This is a genomic window from Pseudomonas juntendi (assembly GCF_009932375.1).
GTDB lineage: Bacteria > Pseudomonadota > Gammaproteobacteria > Pseudomonadales > Pseudomonadaceae > Aquipseudomonas > Aquipseudomonas juntendi.
In genome coordinates this window covers 1-17404 of record NZ_BLJG01000224.1, presented here as the reverse complement: position 1 = coordinate 17404, position 17404 = coordinate 1, and the positions used below count along the sequence as shown (strand labels likewise).

The following is a 17404-nucleotide window of genomic DNA, read 5'->3' as shown; positions in this document are numbered from 1 at the left end:
ATATCTCCGGTATCGGGTCGATGAGATGCCAGTGCACCGTCTCATGACGGTATGTAGCGTTCGACCTGACGGGGGCCTGAAGATTGATTACATTTCTGTAAGCTTGTCCGAATCATCTCGGTATGAAGGCGTGCCCGATCATTCAAGGCTTTTCAATCACTGCTTCTGGATGCTCACGATTTTCGCGACACTTCCCTCCATACGGAACCCAAATTTCACCTTGTCTCCTACGTTCAAGCCCTTCAGCTGTGCAGGCTCAGCTTGGAAGCCCATGGTCATCGCCGGCCATTTGAGCTCTGCTACCGGGCCGTGCGCCAAGGTGATTTTCCCGCTTTGAGGATCCAGCGCCTTAATTGTCCCTTCCGCATGCGCAGTGGGCGCCGCCTGGCTGCCTTGGCCACCCTCGGCGGAGGCTGGCATTTTCTTCATGTCCATACCATCCATGTCCTGGGCATGCACACTGGCGGCGAAAGCTGTGACCAGGCCTGCGATGACAATTAGCTTTTTCATTGGATTTCTCCTGAGAGGTTGGGGGTAGTTACAGCAAGTTCGCGGCGACGGATCAGCCAGTACGCCGCAGGGATTACAAAAAGTGAAAGCAAGGGGGCGGTGAGCATGCCGCCCACCATGGGCACCGCGATGCGGCTCATGACCTCGCTGCCGGTACCGCTGCTCCAGAGGATGGGCAGCAGGCCTGCAACGATGACTGCCACAGTCATTGCCTTGGGCCTGATGCGTTGCACCGCGCCCTCACGGATCGCGTCGAGCAGCGCTGCTCGTGTAGTTTCGCCGTTGGCCTGACGCTCAGCCCAAGCGTTATTCAGGTAGATGAGCATGATCACTCCGAACTCCGCCGCTACGCCGGCCAGGGCAATGAAGCCAACGCCTGTGGCCACTGAAAGGTTGTAGCCCAGCAGGTAGAGCAGCCAGACGCCCCCGGTCAGGGCAAAAGGTAAAGTGCCCATGATGAGCAGTGCTTCACCGAGGCGGCCGAAGGTCAGGTAGAGCAGCACGAAGATGATGGCCAGCGTCGCTGGCACCACCCAGGCCAGACGGGCGTTCGCCCGCTCCAGGTATTCGAACTGGCCGGAGTAGCTCAAGCTCATGCCTGAATCGAGCTTTACCTCGCTGTCGATCGCCTGACGTAAGTCTGCAACAACAGACGAAAGGTCCCGGCCGCGCACGTCGATGTACACCCAGCCCGAGGGGCGAGCATTCTCGCTCTTCAGCATGGGCGGGCCATCAGCAATACGTATGCGGGCCACGCTGCCGAGCGTCAGCTGGCCGCCCTGCGAGGTGTAGATCGGCAGCTGACGCAACGCCTCCACCGAATCACGCCATTCGCGTGGATAGCGCACGCTAATGGGATAGCGGGCCAAGCCTTCAACTGTTTCCCCGATGGTTTCGCCACCAATGGCGCCGGCCACGATGGCCTGTACGTCGGTGATGTTCAGACCGTAACGGGCAGCGGCATGGCGGTCGATATCCAGATCAATGTAGCGGCCACCAGTCAAACGCTCTGCCAGCGCCGAAGTCACTCCAGGCACCTTTTTCGCGGCCCGCTCCACAGCGAGAGTGGCCCGGTCTATCTGGCCTAGGTCGCTGCCGGCCACCTTGACGCCGATTGGGCTCTTGATGCCGGTGGCCAGCATATCGATGCGGTTGCGGATGGGCGGGATCCAGATGTTGGTCAGCCCAGGCACACGCACAGTGCGATCAAGCTCCTCGATAAGCTTGTCCGTGGTCATTCCTGGACGCCACTCACTCTTGGGCTTGAGCCGAACGGTGGTCTCGAACATCTCCAGCGGTGCCGGGTCGGTAGCTGACTCGGCGCGGCCGGCTTTACCAAAGACACTGGCCACTTCGGGAACAGTTCGAATCAGACGATCCGTTCGCTGCAACAGCTCTGAAGCTTTCTGCGCCGAGAGTCCAGGCAAGGCTGAAGGCATGTAGAGCAGATCACCTTCATCGAGCGGAGGAAGGAACTCGCCCCCAAGATGATTCAAGGGCCACAGACTGCTGAGCAGGATCACCAATGCTGCAGCGAGGGTAACCAGAGGCCGGCGCAGGACGACCTCCAATGCCGGACGGTATAGCCGGATGAGGCCCCGGTTGAGCGGGTTGCGCTGTTCCGCAGGCAGTGGCCCTCTGATCCAGTACCCCATCAGCACCGGTATCAGGGTCACCGATAGCGCAGCTGCCGCAGCCATTGCGTAGGTCTTGGTAAAGGCCAAGGGTGCAAAGAGGCGTCCTTCCTGGGCTTGCAGCGTGAACACCGGGATGAACGAAAGCGTGATGATCATGAGGCTGAAGAACAGTGCCGGCCCTACCTCGACGGCCGCCTCCGTCATTACCCTCCAATGCGCTTCTCCCCGCAAAGGTTGACCAGGATGCCGGATATGCCAGGCCTCAACACGTTTGTGGGCGTTCTCGATCATGACCACGGCAGCGTCCACCATTGCACCGATGGCAATAGCGATTCCGCCAAGGGACATGATGTTGGCGTTGATGCCCTGATGACGCATGACGATCAGCGCTATCAGGATTCCCACGGGCAGCGAAACGATAGCCACCAATGACGAGCGCAGGTGCCAGAGAAAGGCTGCGCATACCAACGCCACTACCAAGAACTCCTCGATCAGCTTGTGACTGAGGTTCTCCACGGCACGGTCGATCAACTGGCTGCGGTCGTAGACGGTGACAAGTTCCACCCCGGCTGGCAGGGCTTTCTTCAGGGTTTCGAGCTTAGCCTTGACGTCCGCGATGGCCTCACGAGCATTCTTCCCGCTGCGCAGGATCACCACACCTCCTACGGCTTCGCCGAGGCCGTCCAGTTCGCCTATGCCTCTGCGGGCTTCCGGACCTATCTGCACCGTAGCGACGTCGCCTAATGTCACCGGCACGCCCTTGGTAGCCAGTCGCAGGGGTATCGCTCTGAAATCATCCAGCGATCGCAGGTAGCCGGCCGCACGTACCATGAATTCCGCTTCGCCTTGCTCCAGTACACCGCCACCGGTCTCCTGGTTGGCCTTGCCTATAGCCTCCACCACCTCAGCCTGGGTGATACCGAGGCTGGCCATGCGCAGCGGATCGAGCACGACCTGATACTGCTTGACCATACCGCCGATGGTGGCCACTTCAGCGACATCCGGCAGCGTCTTGAGCTCATAGCGCAGGAACCAGTCCTGCAGGCTGCGCAGTTGCGACAGGTCATGGCCGCCGTTACGATCGACCAGCGCATATTGATAAATCCAGCCCACCCCGGTGGCGTCCGGGCCCAGTACCGGCTTGGCTGCGGCAGGTAATCGCGATTGCGCCTGGCTCAGGTACTCAAGAACCCGAGAGCGCGCCCAATACAGATCGGTGCCGTCCTCGAACAGCACATAGACGAAGCTGTCACCGAAGGCGGAGAAGCCGCGAACCGTTTTGGCCCCCGGAACCGAGAGCATGGTAGTGGTCAGCGGATAGGTCACCTGATTCTCAACGATCTGGGGAGCCTGGCCTGGGTAGGACGTGCGGATGATCACCTGCACGTCCGACAGGTCGGGCAAGGCGTCGATTGGTAGGCTACGCACCGAGACGAAGCCCCATGCCACCAGAAACAGCGTGGCGAGGAGCACCAGCACACGGTTGCCTACCGACCAGCGGATCAGTTTGGCAATCATGGTTGGCCCTCCAACACTTTGATCTGCTCAACGACCATGCCCTCGTCGCGTTCGCGTATGCCAAAGCGAATCTGCGCACCGATCTTGAGGCCATCAAGGAGAGACTGCTCAGCCACAGGGAAGGTCATGGTCATCCCTGGCATGCCCAGGGTGATGAAAGGACCGTGGGCAACGGTGAGCTGTGTGCCGTCTATCTGCACGACACGGCCATCCGCTTCATGCAGGGCTGGCCCCGCATTAGGCTGACTATCCTGCACCGTCGCCGCCTCGATGCCTTTCAAATTAGCGTCGGAGTCCAACAGGAATTGCCCGGACGCGACGATGCGCTGTCCTGCCTGAAGACCCTGCAACACCGCAACTTGGCCTTTGCTCTCCTGGCCCAACACGACTTCCACCGGCCGGAAGCGACCACCGTCTTCAGCCAGCATCACCAGGTCTCGCTTGCCGGTGCGGATGACCGCCTCGGCAGGCACCAAGAGGCTTTGCTTGGCAGACTCGCCGGGATGGAGAGCCACTTGAGCGGTCATCCCAGGACGAAGCCGCCCATCTCGGTTGGGCAACTCGATACGCAGGCGCAACGTGCGGCTCTGCAAATCGGCATCGGCCAATAGCGCAGTCAACTTGCCCGGTATGGGATCGCCTGGGAACGCTGGCAATTGCGCCTGCACAGGCTGGCCTTCGCGAAGGCCTTGAGCCTGGGCTTCCGGCACAGCCGCTTCCAGCCAGACGTTGGCCACTCCATTGATCCTTGCTAAGGTAGCGCCCGGCGTCAGCGTCATGCCGGGTCGCAGATCGAGAACCTGGATTACACCGGCAGTGGGTGCGGAGAGTGTGACCGAGAGCTGCACCTTCCCAGTGCTCGCGACCCGGTTGATCAGGTCGGCCGGCATGCCGGCGAGCACGAGCCGCTGTCGTGCCGCCGCCGTCAGCTGAGCGTCGCCAGAATGCCGCAACGCCAGGTATTCCTCCTGCAAACCAGCCCACTCCGGGGTCAGCACATCGGCTAGAGGAGCCCCTTTGGCAACGATGTCCCCCGTCGCTCGACCATAGACGCGTTCGACGTAACCGCCAGTACGGGCCTGCAACACGCTGAAGTCGCGTTCGTCGAACGTCAGAACGCCGCTCACACTTAGGGTCCGTTCTAGCCGGCCAGCCGTCACCGTTGCCAATCGAATCCCAAGGTTTTGCTGGAGCCCAGCCGAGACCTGAACCGCAGGCTGCTCCTCGCCAGCCGTGTCATCCGAATACTTGGGCACGAGCGGCATGTCCATGAACGGCGATTTTCCGGGCGCCGGGAAGTGCTGCTGGGGATACATCGGGTCGTACCAGTACAGCGCTTTTTTTTCCTGACCTAAGGGCTGCGATGGCGAATACGCACCTCTCCCACCTAGCCAGAAGCCAGCGCCTATTCCAATAGCAAGGGCAGCAGCCACGACGAAACCAATCGACCTATTCCTCATGCCCGCACCTCTCCATAAACGAAATGCAGACGCGCTGCTGTTGCCGCCAACTGTCCTTGCAGGTCCACATCCTGTAGTAGTGCCTCCACACGCTGCCGGCGTGCCGACAGCACTTCACTCAACGGCGACTTACCGGCGCGGTAATCCGCCAGAGCGAGGCGTACCCGGTCCTCGGCCAGGGGCAAAAGTGTTTCGCGACTGCGCCGCACTGCCCGTTGCAAGCGTTGGTACTCGACAAGGTCTGTTTCAAGCTGGGCTTGATGCTCGCGCAGGGCAGCGTCCTGCTCATCTTCCAATTGGCGAACTTGTGCGCGTCGTGCCGCAATCATCGGGTCTTGCCGTGAGCTGGTAAACAATGGCAATTGGAAGCTGACTTGCAGGCTGACCATGTTGCTGAAGTCCGGACCACGGCGCTGATAATCCACTCCCCAGGACCAATCCGATTTCTTTTCCGCCTGAGCCTGGTGTACCTGGGCTTGAGCCTCGCGTGTCATGGCGTTGTAGGTATTGAGCTCCGGATGGGCATGGACGGAGTGCAAGTATTCAGCTGCGTCTACAGGCCAGACAGGGAAGGTCGGCGCGCCTACTTCGGCGTCCTGCCCAATCCAGCGCTTCAGCGCGGCTCGCGCCTGAGCTGACTGACTCAATAGAACGTCTTTCTGCTCGTCCAACTGCGCGGCTTCTTGCTTGGGAGCCAGCGTATCGGCGCTGGAGCCTGCGCCTCCGGCCAGGCGGGCCCGCACCGTGGAAGCCAGCAGCTGGTTTTCTTTGTAGAAGGCGTCGAACTGTTCAAGCTTTCGCTGCACGGTGTACGCAGTAACCCAAGCCTGTGCGGTTGCCGCCCTAACCTTCAAGCGTTCGAAGATCGCCTCGGCATCGGCTCGCTCGACCGTGGCCTGCGCTGTCTCTATGCGAGCTTTGCGTTTGTCCCGGTTCGGTACTTCTTGGGACAGGCCAACCACCTGCATGGTCATGAAGTCTCTGTTCATGCTCCAGCGATCGGTGCCTTCAATCGGCAGGTTTTGTACCCCGAGATTCAGGCGCGGATCGGGTAGTTCGCCCGCTGGAATGACTGCGCTGCGCGCAGCTGATGCCTGCTCCTGGCGGGCCTGTAGAGAGGGAGCGTTACGTTCAGCCAGTTGCAGCGCCTCATCCAGCGACAGCGTTGCAGCCTGTGCCGAGACAGCCGGCAGCAGTATGAACAGGACGGCCGTGGTTATCCGTCCCTGAAAACGTTGGGGAGTCATGAAAATGATTCCTCGAAAGATCAGCGCCCAGGCGCGTGCCATCGCCCCGCTGCTAGGCGGAACGACGGTGTGAAATTAAGAGGGAATCAGACGCGGGGAGGACGCCACGGATCGGGGGGAGAACCTGTCGCTATGCCTACAGCGTAGGTATCGGCAGGTCGTGGCTTGGCGAAAGTCAGCCCAGGCGTCAGGAAGCTAATCTGTACGGTACTGGCAGTCCTGCACTCCTGGCCGACCTTGCAGGATTTGGCATGGTCGCCAGTCTTACCCAGGTCTTGGTCCTGGCAGCAGTCATGGTCCATGCCCGCCATCATTTCCATGCCCATCGCCTGCATTGGGCAAGGTTCAGTCGCCGAATCGATGCCCGCCATCCCGTTAAGCGGAAGCGCCACGATTAGCATCAGGAGGGTGAGTAGTCGAATGAGCCGATTCATGATGGGCGAGTATAGGTTACCGGGATGAGTTCAGCATTAAGGGGTTGGGGCTGCACTAACCAACCGCTTGGAGGCTGGGAGACTGATGAAGAATGTTGTGACACCCTCCGCTGATGTACACCAGATTCGTCCGCTATGAGCCTCGATGATAGAGCGGGTTATCGACAGCCCCAGGCCTGCATTGCTTGGGCCGCCTTCGCGTCTGGCTGGATCGGCTCGATAGAATCGGTCGAAGATCTTGCCAATGTGCTGGGGATCGATGGTTACCCCGCTGTTACGCACGGAAAGCGTCACGCTTTCAGGCGTCTGCTCGATCTGCACTGATATCTCGTTGCCTTCCGGGGTGTAGCGCAACGCGTTGGATAGAAGGTTGGAAAGCGCTCGGTCAATCATCAGGCGATCGCCACGAACCTTACCCTGCCCGTGTAGGGTCAGTTGGATGCCTTGATCCTCAGCCAGGAATTGGTAGTACTCGAACAGCTTTGATACGAGTTCGGAGAGCTCCACATCGATCTGCTCGGGCACGATCAGACCGTTATCCGCCTTGGCCAGGAACAGCATGTCGTCGATCATGCGCGACATGCGCTTGAGGTCTTCCAGGTTCGAATAGAGGTTTTCTTCATAGGCATCCAGGTCACGCTTCTTGGTGAGCACCACTTCGGTATGGGTCAGAAGGTTGCTGACTGGCGTTCTCAATTCGTGAGCGATATCGGCAGAGAAGTTGGACAACCGAACGAATGCATCCTCCAACCGTCCCAGCATCCCGTTGAAAGACAGGATGAGCTCCTGAAGCTCTAGCGGTACGGGCTCCAGCGGAATGCGTTCGCGAAGTGATCTTGCCGACATCCCGGTGGCCACTTTGGTGATTTGCCCAACAGGCCGAAGCCCGCTTTTGGCCACGACCCAGCCCAAGCCTGCGCTCACAATCGCGCTGATCACCAGACCAATTCCGAACCACCATTGCAGGGTGACAAAGAAATGGGAGTGAGTGGTGACATCGAGCATCAGCACGGCCGTCACCGGTTCCGGCTCGCCTGCAATGGTCAGCTGGGCGGTAATGCCGCGGAAGTTCTGCGCTTTATCCTGCCACTCCCAGACCGCACCCCGATGCGCCTGCTCGAACCGCTGAGGAATCTGGGAGGCTTTGGGGTCTGAAAACAGGACCGTTCCGTCAGCCTTGGTGATTTTCGCCGACAGATCCTGATGTGCGCCGAGCAATGCCCGCAGCTGCTGCTCCTGATCGTCGAGCCCGCCTCGCGCTGCTGAGATGGAAAGGATATGACGCGTTGACTCCAGCTTTTCAGAAAGCGCCTGCTCATCCAGCATCCGGAAATGGTGCTGGCTGAGCCCGTAGAAAGCGACGCCGGCAACCACCAGGACAGCAGTCACCGCGAACATGAACATCAGGGTCAGCCGCTTGACGAGCGATGATTGCGGGCGCATCACTCGGGCACATCCATCATGTAGCCCATGCCTCGGGCGGTATGGATTAGCTTTGGCGCGAAGTCGTCATCAATCTTGGCCCGCAGTCGGCGAATCGCGACCTCGATCACGTTGGTGTCACTGTCGAAATTCATGTCCCACACCTGAGAAGCGATCAGCGATTTGGGAAGCACCTCGCCGCGTCGGCGCATGAGCAGCTCCAACAGGGAAAACTCCTTGGCAGTAAGGTCGATCCGCTTGCCGTTTCGCGTAGCTCGACGCTTGAGCAGGTCCACCTCAAGGTCTGCCATCTTCATAGTGGTTTGAGCAGAACCACCGTTGCCTCTGCGCAGCAACGTACGAACTCGAGCCAGCAGCTCCGAGAACGCAAAGGGCTTCACCAGGTAATCATCAGCGCCCAGTTCCAAACCTTTCACGCGGTCGTCTACGCCGTCTCGGGCCGTCAAGAAAAGGACCGGCACATCCTGACCCGCCGCACGGATCTTGCGCAGGACATCCCAGCCATCGAGCCCCGGCATCATCACGTCGAGGATCAGCAAGTCATACGCTTCGCTCTGTGCCTGTTGCAGGGCGTCAGTGCCTGTCATCACCCGGTCAACGGTGAAGCCAGCTTCTGTTAGACCTTGCTGGAGGTAGACACCGGTTTTCGGCTCATCTTCGGCCACGAGTAATTTCATCTGCTCTCATCCACGCGGGGTGCATTTCCAGTTTGCGGGAAAAAAGAAGCCCAACCAGAAGCTGACGGAAAAGTAATGTCGAGATCAGTTTTCTGACAGCACCGCGAGGCTAACTTGACCCTGTACCTGACGCCATGAGGCGCAGAACCCACTGAGGATCTCCAGATGAACATGGTCAAAGCAATTGTGATGGTCGTTACCTTCGGCATGGCAGGCATTGCCCTGGCAGAGGGCGGCGCGGACCGGACCTTTGCACGGATGGAAGCGGCTCTCCAAAGCTCCATGCAGGCCTCCCAGGTTGCGCAGGGGAAGAAAGAGCAGGCGCCATTCGCCGCCCAGTCCAGCAAGCACGCGGGCCACGAAAGCTGCTGATCCTAGCTTACAGAAAAGTAATCATCCCGGAATCTGAACTATGGCTGTTTCAGAGTACGGCCTCTCATCAGCCTCGCGTAGTGGCGAAAGTCTACGAGACTGGTGAGAGCTCCAATGAACCCAAGGGCTGCACCATCTAGCAGCCTGGATATCAGCGATCTACCTGACTGGACGCAACGGCATGCAAAGCAAAACCACGAGACGATCTTTCGTCAAAGGCCTGGCCGCTACCGGACTTCTGGGTGGGCTCGGCATGTGGCGCGCGCCGGTCTGGGCCGTGACCAGCCCTGGCCAACCGAACGTGCTCAGCGGCACGGACTTCGATCTGTATATCGGCGAACTGCCCGTCAACATCACGGGTGCAGCTCGTACGGCCATGGCCATCAACGGCTCCGTGCCAGGGCCGATCCTGCGATGGCGCGAAGGCGACACCGTGACGCTGCGCGTACGCAACCGGCTGAAACAGGACACCTCCATTCACTGGCACGGCATCATCCTGCCCGCCAACATGGACGGTGTGCCGGGCTTGAGCTTCCACGGCATCGCTCCCGATGGCATGTACGAATACAAGTTCAAGGTCCACCAGAACGGCACTTACTGGTATCACAGCCACTCAGGCCTCCAGGAACAGTCCGGGGTCTATGGGGCGTTGGTGATCGATGCCAAGGATCCGGAGCCGTTTGTGTACGACCGTGATTACGTCGTCATGCTCAGCGATTGGACGGATGAAGACCCGGCGCGGGTGCTCTCCAAACTCAAGAAGCAATCTGACTACTACAACTTCCACAAGCGCACTGTAAGCGACTTCGTTGACGATGTGAGCGAGAAAGGCTGGTCGGCCGCTGTAGCGGATCGGAAGATGTGGGCTGAAATGAAGATGAGCCCCACCGACCTCGCTGACGTGAGCGGGTATACCTACACCTACCTCATGAACGGCCAGGCTCCGAACGGCAACTGGACGGGACTCTTCAAGCCCGGCGAGAAGATCCGCCTGCGCTTTATCAACGGCTCGGCCATGACCTATTTCGATGTCCGGATTCCTGGGCTCAAGATGACGGTTGTGGCTGCTGACGGCCAGTACGTCAAACCCGTATCGGTCGATGAGTTCCGGATCGCCGTTGCCGAAACCTACGATGTCATCGTCGAACCTGAAAACGAGCAGGCCTATACGATCTTCGCGCAATCCATGGACCGTACCGGGTACTCCCGAGGCACCCTGGCAGTTCGTGAAGACTTGCAAGCGCCCGTACCGGAGGTAGATCCACGCCCGATCATCGCCATGAGCGATATGGGCATGGACCACGGCAGCATGGGCGGAATGGATCACGGCGGCATGGCTGGCATGGACCAAGGGAACATGGCCGGCATGGATCACAGCAAGATGGCTGGGATGGGTCATGAGGGCATGGCCGGCATGAGCGGTGCAATGCAGAGCCATCCGACTTCCGAGACCAACAACCCGTTGGTCGATATGCAGACCATGTCGCCGACCCCGAAGCTGAACGATCCGGGAATTGGCCTGCGCAACAACGGGCGCCGAGTGCTGACCTACGCCGATTTGCGGAGCACCTTCATCGATCCCGATGGTCGAGAGCCTGGACGCACAATCGAACTGCACCTTACCGGCCAAATGGAGAAGTTCGCATGGTCGTTCGACGGTATCAAATTCTCCGACGCTGAACCGCTGCGGTTGAAATATGGCGAGCGTCTTCGCATCACCTTGGTCAACGACACCATGATGACTCACCCCATCCATCTCCACGGTATGTGGAGTGATCTGGAGGACGAGAACGGCAACTTCATGGTTCGCAAGCACACCATCGACATGCCACCTGGCTCAAAACGAAGCTATCGCGTCACCGCAGATGCCTTGGGACGTTGGGCCTATCACTGTCACCTACTGTTCCACATGGAAATGGGCATGTTCCGAGAAGTCCGTGTGGACGAATGAACTGGAGATTTGAGATGAGCAAACCAATGAAACGAAGCGCCTTTTTCCTCTCTGCTGCGATGGTCGGCATGTTGGCTGTTTATGCCCCGTCGTCGTGGTCTAGCGACAACCACGATCAGCATTCCCAGAAATCCACCGAGGCCGGTAAAGCCAAAGGTTCGCAGGACAAGCAGGGCCAGGGCATGAACCATGAAGGCATGGACCATGGGTCCATGGAAGGTATGGACCACGGCTCGATGAAGGGGATGGACCATGGCTCGATGAAGGGGATGGACCATGGCTCGATGAAGGGGATGGACCATGGCTCGATGGAAGGCATGGACCACGACAAAATGATGGAATCGCATGGCAGCGACAAAGCTAAGGCAGGGAAAGATGGTCAATAGCCTTGGGCGGCCTTCGCTGCTGGCCCTGACTGTTTCAATCGGCATGCTGGGCGTAACGCCCAGCTTCGCCGCTGAAGAAATGGATCACTCGGGCATGGATCATTCGAAAATGGGGCACGGTTCCATGCAAATGGATGCTGCTCCGTCCGAATCGATGCCGGCGATGGATCACAGCAAGATGGGGATGAGCAAACAGCAGAAACAGCCTGCCCCTGTTGATCACAGCCAGATGGGGCATGCTCAAAGCCAGAGCAAATCCAGCCCGGTGGACCATAGCAAGATGGACCACAGCAAAATGGGCCATGGAAACATGAAGGGCATGGATCACGGTTCGATGAAGGGCATGGACCATTCCCAGATGAATCCTGGTTCAGCGACTTCTCCGACCACAACGAGCCGCACGCCGATTCCAGTGCTCACTGATGCCGACCGCGAGGCAGCCTTTCCGCCTTTGGGTGGCCACCAGGTGCACGACAGCGGAATCAACAGCTTCTTTCTGTTGGACCAGCTCGAATACCAGGACGCCGATGAGGGCAGCACCCTGGCTTGGGATGCATCTGGCTGGGTAGGTAGCGACATCAATCGACTCTGGGTTCGGTCGGAAGGCGAGCGCACCAACGGGGTAACCGAAGATGCTGAGCTGCAACTGCTATACGGGCGCTCGGTCAGTCCTTGGTGGGACGTGGTCGCCGGGGTCCGTCAGGATTTCAAACCGGAATCACCGCAGACCTGGGCAGCCTTTGGTATTCAGGGCATGGCCTTGTATGACTTCGAGGCCGAAGCTACGGCGTTCATCGGCGAAAACGGCCAGACTGCTGCGCGTCTTGAAGGCGAATACGACATCCTGCTGACCAATCGCTTGATTTTGCAGCCCACGGCTGAGGCGAACTTCTATGGCAAGAACGATCCTGAGCGCGGTGTTGGATCGGGTCTGGCCAATACCGAAGTCGGGCTGCGTCTACGGTATGAAATCGTCCGCCAGTTTGCCCCGTACATAGGCGTTACCTGGAGCCGCTCCTACGGCAACACCGCTGACTTCATCCGAGACGAGGGTGGAGATGTTGATGAGGCACGCTTCGTTGCCGGTATCAGGATGTGGTTCTGAGAATTCCAACATGAAAAGAACAATTACAACGCTGCTTGTGGCCGGTGCTGTCGGAAGTGCTGCGGTATTGGGCACCGCGTATTTCGGCTTGGTGAATGTCGGCGCCGATGATCCTCACTTCCCGGCTGTCCATTCGTTTCTCGCCATGGCTCGCGACCGGTCGATTGAGGTTCGAGCGCGAGACATTGAAGTGCCTGACCTGAAGAACGCTGCGTTGATCAAGGCAGGCGCAGGCAACTACAACGCCATGTGCATTGGGTGCCACCTCGCCCCTGGCGTTGGAAAGACAGAACTCAGCCAAGCGCTATACCCGTCGCCACCTGACCTCACCAAGGTGGGTGTCGGAGACGATCCGGCTGCCGCATTCTGGACGATCAAGCACGGCATCAAAGCCACCGGCATGCCCGCCTGGGGCAAGAGCATGGGTGATGAGTACATCTGGGGAATAGTCGCGTTCCTTGACCAACTGCCCCAAATGAATTCTGAGCAGTACAAGGCGTTGGTGGCCACGAGCGGCGGCCATCAGCACGGCGGCGGTGAAAGCGATATGCATAATCATGAGGGCCAGCACGGCGGGAGCGGTCATGCCGAGCGTGGCGATCACGACGAAGCGGCAGATGACGACCATGCTCAGACAGCTCACGACCATGGAGCTGCACCCGCAGGCGCCGCCCAAGCGGCAGATCATCACGGTGACCACAATGCGGCCGAAGCCCATTCGGACGCCCACCCGAAATCGTCGACAAAGACGCATGTTCACAAAGACGGTAAGGAGCACACTCATGCCAACTAACCGGATACTCGTTCGGCTAGCCGCAATCGCTGGGCTGCTGGTGGCCTCGGCGGCCTACGCCGCAGAGTCATTGTCCATCGACGTTCACCGAGATGCGAACTGCGGTTGCTGCAAGAAGTGGATCGCGCACCTGGAAGCCAATGGTTTCAAAGTGACCGACCATGTTGAGACGGACATGAGCGCAGTGAAACAGAAGCTGGGCGTAGCGCCACGGTTAGCCTCCTGCCACACAGCCGTGATTGACGGAAAGTTTGTTGAAGGTCACGTGCCAGCTGAGCAGATTCGAGAACTCAAGGAGCGGAACGATCTGGTAGGGATCGCCGTGCCAGGAATGCCAGCTGGATCCCCAGGCATGGAGGTTGATGGTGTAAGCCATGCCTACCAGGTTATTGGTTTGACCAAAAGCGGCGAGGACCAAGTAGTCGCCAACTATCCAGCCAAATAACCCACCGACCAGAAGGACGGCAGTAGGCTGACTGCCGTCCCATAAATCCCCGCTAGAAAGTTTCATCAGCTCAACACGACGACACAGAGGGCCTGCAAAGCGTAGCTAATCAGATTCACGGCGCTCGCGGACTGGCTTGAGTACGATATCGCCGTTGATAAGCTCGATGGAGAGTCTGTCGCCCGTCGTGACCCCGAGCTCGCTCAGAATGTCGTCGGGTAGTTCCACAATCACATCGCCGGAGCCGTCGCCGGGATCAAGGCACTTGACCGTGGTGCGCGCTGATTGAGTCATTGGGCTGTCCTGCCTGAGCTACCAATTCTCATCGTACTCCACCAGTCATGAAAGCCGGTAACCAGGCGATCAATCGCCGGAATTGACGCTTCAACCCGGCTTTTTATCAGCGTAAGTCCTGCCCGCTCGATCAGTGCTCAGTTCTGGCCCCGGCAACCGATACCAGCGGTCCGGTACTCAAGGATTTTCAGGTCTCCATTGGAATCCTCGTAGTTCATCTGTGCTGGCATCACGTCACAGCTCGCCTTGGTCGATGTCATGCTGATTACTCTCGCCACGTCGAGCCGCATCCCGTAGCGATAATGGATCACCTCCGGTGGCTTCATATCATTGACGGCCGCATAAGCTCGCATAGCTTGCTCATTGGCCTGAATCATCTTCCCGTATAGACGGTCGGATCCTCCTTCGGCGAGCGCGGTTGAGGAGGCCACTATGGCCAGGATGGCCGCGATGCTTTTGATGACTTTCATTTCAATCACTCCAATAGACGTGACTGAAGATTAGGATTTTGTCGCTGTCAATTGAGTGATACGGGGATTACAAGGTTGTAAGTCCGGCTTGCAGATGGAGGTAGCGTTGCGTCTACACGGCATACCAATTCCCCTCAGGCACACTACTGATAGACACCCAGGCGAAGACGCTCAAGATAGTCCGCTACCACGCTGAATCCGAGCGACGTGTCGAGCATCTCGAAGGGTACAAACCCCATCAAACGGCCGCACGGCCGACAAAGCCACTGCTCCGCGAGCATCTGAGAGCCAAATACCTTCGACGCAAGCTCCAGTCCTTTCGCATATTGAAACGCCACCGCGCTCTGCTGGGCATCCAGGCGATGGGCCTGAACGGAATGGCTCAGACGGTGAACGCTTCTGGTCGATATTCCTGTGATTCGCCTGACGAGGTTACGAGCCTTGAATAGGCTTGAGGACTCGACCATGCATTTCACGTCGCTGAAAAAAAATCCTGTTTGGACAAGACGCAGGAGCTCCAGCTGGCTCAACTCATCAAGGTCGGTATGAACCAAGTGGAACGTTGGTGCAAAAGCCTGCGATTCAACAGGTGGGGGCGTGCTTGTAGGATTCATTGCATCGACCTCCTCTTGTGCGTTGGCTGTCAGACTAGATCGAATTTGATTCCCAAGCACGCCCGACGCCCTTTAACCTTCACACCTTAGCCCAAAACGATCACTAATGTGTATGCAGTACCGGTGTCTTCTAACTAAAATGCCATACCACTCGTCTTCCAGAACATCATTGCATGAAAATTTTCACACCATTACCTGGAGAATATATCGCATCTGCGCTTAAGCGCGGCAATGAGCTCCTAGGCATTAAATCGTTGAAAACTGAAGATTTCTATATAAAAGCGAAACCTCGTATTGGGTTCGGAATTAATAAGACTTTGGGGAAGTTGCAAACAGAGTGGCGGCCGCATCAAGAATTCTATTACCCAAAGCTGCTAGACGAGCACAAGATTTCGGACCTAGCCTTAAGCGATCACACTTTGTATCCTATGATAGCTGCCCTCGGGCGTCATCGAGCGACCGCAATCGTCACACCGAAAACTTGGGAAAAGGTTTGTCCAGATTGTGTTCGCGAAGACTTGGATAATTGCGGAAGCCCCTATATTCATCGCAGGCACGTATTGGGTTCCGTACAGGTGTGCAGTACTCATGCCTGCGCTCTAATCGAGACATGTCCGACCTGCTCAATACCAATGAAAAAGCACGAGATTAATCACCTAGCCAAGTGCAGCAAGCTTAACACATGGTCAAAACGTCAAAAGCGAGAATTCGGATCAAACCGTCATATGTATGCCAAATTTGTCGCAGACCTTTTGGACTATAGCGGCCCTATGATCAAGGATGGAATGGCAGACTTTGTCGCATATGCAAGCCTCATGATAAATCGAACTAGCGCATTCGAAAAAACCCAGCTGAATATTTCCAAACTGATCAACGAAGAAATGGGCATAACTTCGAGACTCACCCATGTCAGTATCTCTACCAGCGACAAATATCCTATCTATGTGTTTCTTGGATGCCACACCGCTGAAAATTATTTCAACTTGCTAAATAATAAGGATGAGCAAGACGTGCTGCGGGAGAAGAAAACAGTCATATTCAATAAACTTTTGCACGAAGCCATGAAAACTAATCCATATCGTCACGTATCTGCGTAAAGACTTCATCTTCGGATACGCGAGATATTCTTATTCCTGCATAACGGTATAAAACACTCATCGCACAGTTTTCAGTCAGCGAGTATTCTCGAATTGCCCACCGGATTTTACGTAGCTGATGGTCATGAGTAGACTCAAGTAAACCCGCCATCAACCTAGTGCTCATCGGAAAGTGGTCCGGCATCTTGAGGAAAGCATGAGCGTTTAGGACACGCCTACATAGAGCAGCGCGGGTGACCTGCTGAGGCTTTCCGTCTACAGAAAGAATCATCGTCTTCGCTTTAGCGAGCTCCAACGCAAGGGCCGAGTCCCTGGATTGCCAATCGATCAAAATTCTTCGGTCTCTGTGGTAGGGGTTCCCAGCAACATAACGGGCCAACCATTCCCTGTCGTGGCGGTACAACCACTGATAGCCCGGCTTGTCATGACATTTGAGATTCGTACTCTTCGCAAACGCTATTCGCCGGGCGTGAAGGTCATCGTCAGGGATGAGGTTATTCGGTTCATCAGGCCGGACCACAATACCAGCGCGATTAACGTCCTCTAGACGGTAGGTCTTCAGGTGCTCCAGCTCTAGATCAAGGAGCCAGCAGAGAAAATAGAACTTGAAAGGCTGCACGGTTCGACCTTGTCGCCGCAATATCTGAAAGACCCACTCAGCGGATCGAACCATTTCTTCGAATTCGGCGGCGCTAGGACTGCACCGAAGTCGCCTGGTTAAAAAATCTCTCAGCATCTGCTCTCTAATTCGTCCAGACCTGATAAAACCCATCTCGTCCAAACGGTTCCTGAGCAAATTTCCAGCCAGAATCGTTTTCATCTCATTGGGATGGTCTAGCCCCCACAGCTGCATGTGGGCAATGGCAACGGCCCCGCTGTGGTCACCACAGTCCATAACCGGCGTTCCAGCAGATTCCCCCGGAAGCAACATAGTAACCGCTCCATAAACCC

17 protein-coding genes are annotated in these 17404 nt (G+C 57.5%); 7 read left to right on the top strand and 10 right to left on the bottom strand.

What is annotated here, in order from left to right; translation table 11 throughout:
- Positions 1–156 precede the first annotated feature (156 nt).
- The 6 genes from GYA94_RS22665 to GYA94_RS22640 all read right to left on the bottom strand — a co-directional run bounded on the left by GYA94_RS22665 (position 157) and on the right by GYA94_RS22640 (position 8926).
- Complete coding sequence (locus GYA94_RS22665; protein WP_047595905.1) at positions 157–510, bottom strand: copper-binding protein; 354 nt, start codon at positions 508–510, stop codon at positions 157–159.
- Entirely contained in the window at positions 507–3665 is a 3159-nt protein-coding gene (locus GYA94_RS22660; protein ID WP_013974884.1) for an efflux RND transporter permease subunit, read from the bottom strand. Before GYA94_RS22660 ends, GYA94_RS22665 begins: the two co-directional genes overlap by 4 nt.
- On the bottom strand, positions 3662–5125 hold the full coding sequence (locus tag GYA94_RS22655) for an efflux RND transporter periplasmic adaptor subunit (protein ID WP_044047188.1): 1464 nt from the start codon (positions 5123–5125) through the stop codon (positions 3662–3664). Before GYA94_RS22655 ends, GYA94_RS22660 begins: the two co-directional genes overlap by 4 nt.
- Complete coding sequence (locus GYA94_RS22650; RefSeq protein ID WP_049798466.1) at positions 5122–6372, bottom strand: TolC family protein; 1251 nt, start codon at positions 6370–6372, stop codon at positions 5122–5124. The genes GYA94_RS22655 and GYA94_RS22650 overlap by 4 nt, the downstream gene beginning before the upstream one ends.
- A 470-nt stretch (positions 6373–6842) precedes the next feature.
- A complete protein-coding gene (locus GYA94_RS22645; protein ID WP_161893140.1) occupies positions 6843–8249 on the bottom strand; it encodes a heavy metal sensor histidine kinase in 1407 nt (468 codons plus the stop codon).
- Complete coding sequence (locus tag GYA94_RS22640) at positions 8249–8926, bottom strand: heavy metal response regulator transcription factor (RefSeq protein ID WP_044047190.1); 678 nt, start codon at positions 8924–8926, stop codon at positions 8249–8251. The genes GYA94_RS22645 and GYA94_RS22640 overlap by 1 nt, the downstream gene beginning before the upstream one ends.
- A gap of 165 nt (positions 8927–9091) precedes the next feature.
- On the opposite strand from GYA94_RS22640, the gene GYA94_RS22635 reads away from it, so the two are divergent.
- The 6 genes from GYA94_RS22635 to GYA94_RS22610 all read left to right on the top strand — a co-directional run bounded on the left by GYA94_RS22635 (position 9092) and on the right by GYA94_RS22610 (position 13978).
- Positions 9092–9298, top strand: a complete 207-nt coding sequence (locus GYA94_RS22635) for a co-regulatory protein PtrA N-terminal domain-containing protein (RefSeq protein ID WP_013974890.1) — start codon at positions 9092–9094, stop codon at positions 9296–9298.
- A 181-nt stretch (positions 9299–9479) separates the two neighbouring features.
- Positions 9480–11249 (top strand): copper resistance system multicopper oxidase, encoded by a 1770-nt coding sequence (locus tag GYA94_RS22630; protein WP_161893139.1) that lies wholly within the window; start codon positions 9480–9482, stop codon positions 11247–11249.
- A 14-nt stretch (positions 11250–11263) separates the two neighbouring features.
- On the top strand, positions 11264–11635 hold the full coding sequence (locus tag GYA94_RS22625) for a hypothetical protein (protein WP_255326977.1): 372 nt from the start codon (positions 11264–11266) through the stop codon (positions 11633–11635).
- Positions 11625–12740, top strand: a complete 1116-nt coding sequence (locus GYA94_RS22620; protein WP_044047193.1) for a copper resistance protein B — start codon at positions 11625–11627, stop codon at positions 12738–12740. The genes GYA94_RS22625 and GYA94_RS22620 overlap by 11 nt, the downstream gene beginning before the upstream one ends.
- Before the next feature lie 10 nt (positions 12741–12750).
- The gene (locus GYA94_RS22615; RefSeq protein ID WP_013974894.1) at positions 12751–13533 is read left to right on the top strand and encodes a c-type cytochrome; all 783 of its coding nucleotides are present in this window, start codon (positions 12751–12753) and stop codon (positions 13531–13533) included.
- A complete protein-coding gene (locus GYA94_RS22610; protein WP_044047194.1) occupies positions 13523–13978 on the top strand; it encodes a DUF411 domain-containing protein in 456 nt (151 codons plus the stop codon). The genes GYA94_RS22615 and GYA94_RS22610 overlap by 11 nt, the downstream gene beginning before the upstream one ends.
- Before the next feature lie 105 nt (positions 13979–14083).
- Here GYA94_RS22610 and GYA94_RS22605 read toward each other — a convergent pair whose 3' ends face one another.
- The 3 genes from GYA94_RS22605 to GYA94_RS22595 all read right to left on the bottom strand — a co-directional run bounded on the left by GYA94_RS22605 (position 14084) and on the right by GYA94_RS22595 (position 15356).
- Positions 14084–14272, bottom strand: coding sequence for an AbrB/MazE/SpoVT family DNA-binding domain-containing protein (locus GYA94_RS22605; RefSeq protein WP_044047195.1), 189 nt, complete (start codon positions 14270–14272; stop codon positions 14084–14086).
- 137 nt (positions 14273–14409) lie between these two features.
- Positions 14410–14742 (bottom strand): DUF2790 domain-containing protein, encoded by a 333-nt coding sequence (locus GYA94_RS22600; protein ID WP_044047196.1) that lies wholly within the window; start codon positions 14740–14742, stop codon positions 14410–14412.
- Positions 14743–14885: 143 nt separating this feature from the next.
- Positions 14886–15356 carry an antitoxin Xre/MbcA/ParS toxin-binding domain-containing protein gene (locus GYA94_RS22595; protein ID WP_044047197.1) on the bottom strand — a complete coding sequence of 157 codons (471 nt, stop codon included), beginning with the start codon at positions 15354–15356 and terminating at the stop codon, positions 14886–14888.
- A gap of 173 nt (positions 15357–15529) precedes the next feature.
- Here GYA94_RS22595 and GYA94_RS22590 point away from each other — a divergent pair, with 173 nt between their 5' ends.
- A complete protein-coding gene (locus tag GYA94_RS22590) occupies positions 15530–16453 on the top strand; it encodes a TniQ family protein (RefSeq protein ID WP_114167560.1) in 924 nt (307 codons plus the stop codon).
- Here the strand turns inward: GYA94_RS22590 and GYA94_RS22585 are convergent.
- The coding region (locus GYA94_RS22585; RefSeq protein WP_218031608.1) for a TnsD family Tn7-like transposition protein at positions 16425–17404 on the bottom strand (980 nt) is incomplete at its 5' end. The two genes, GYA94_RS22590 and GYA94_RS22585, sit on opposite strands and share 29 nt — an antisense overlap.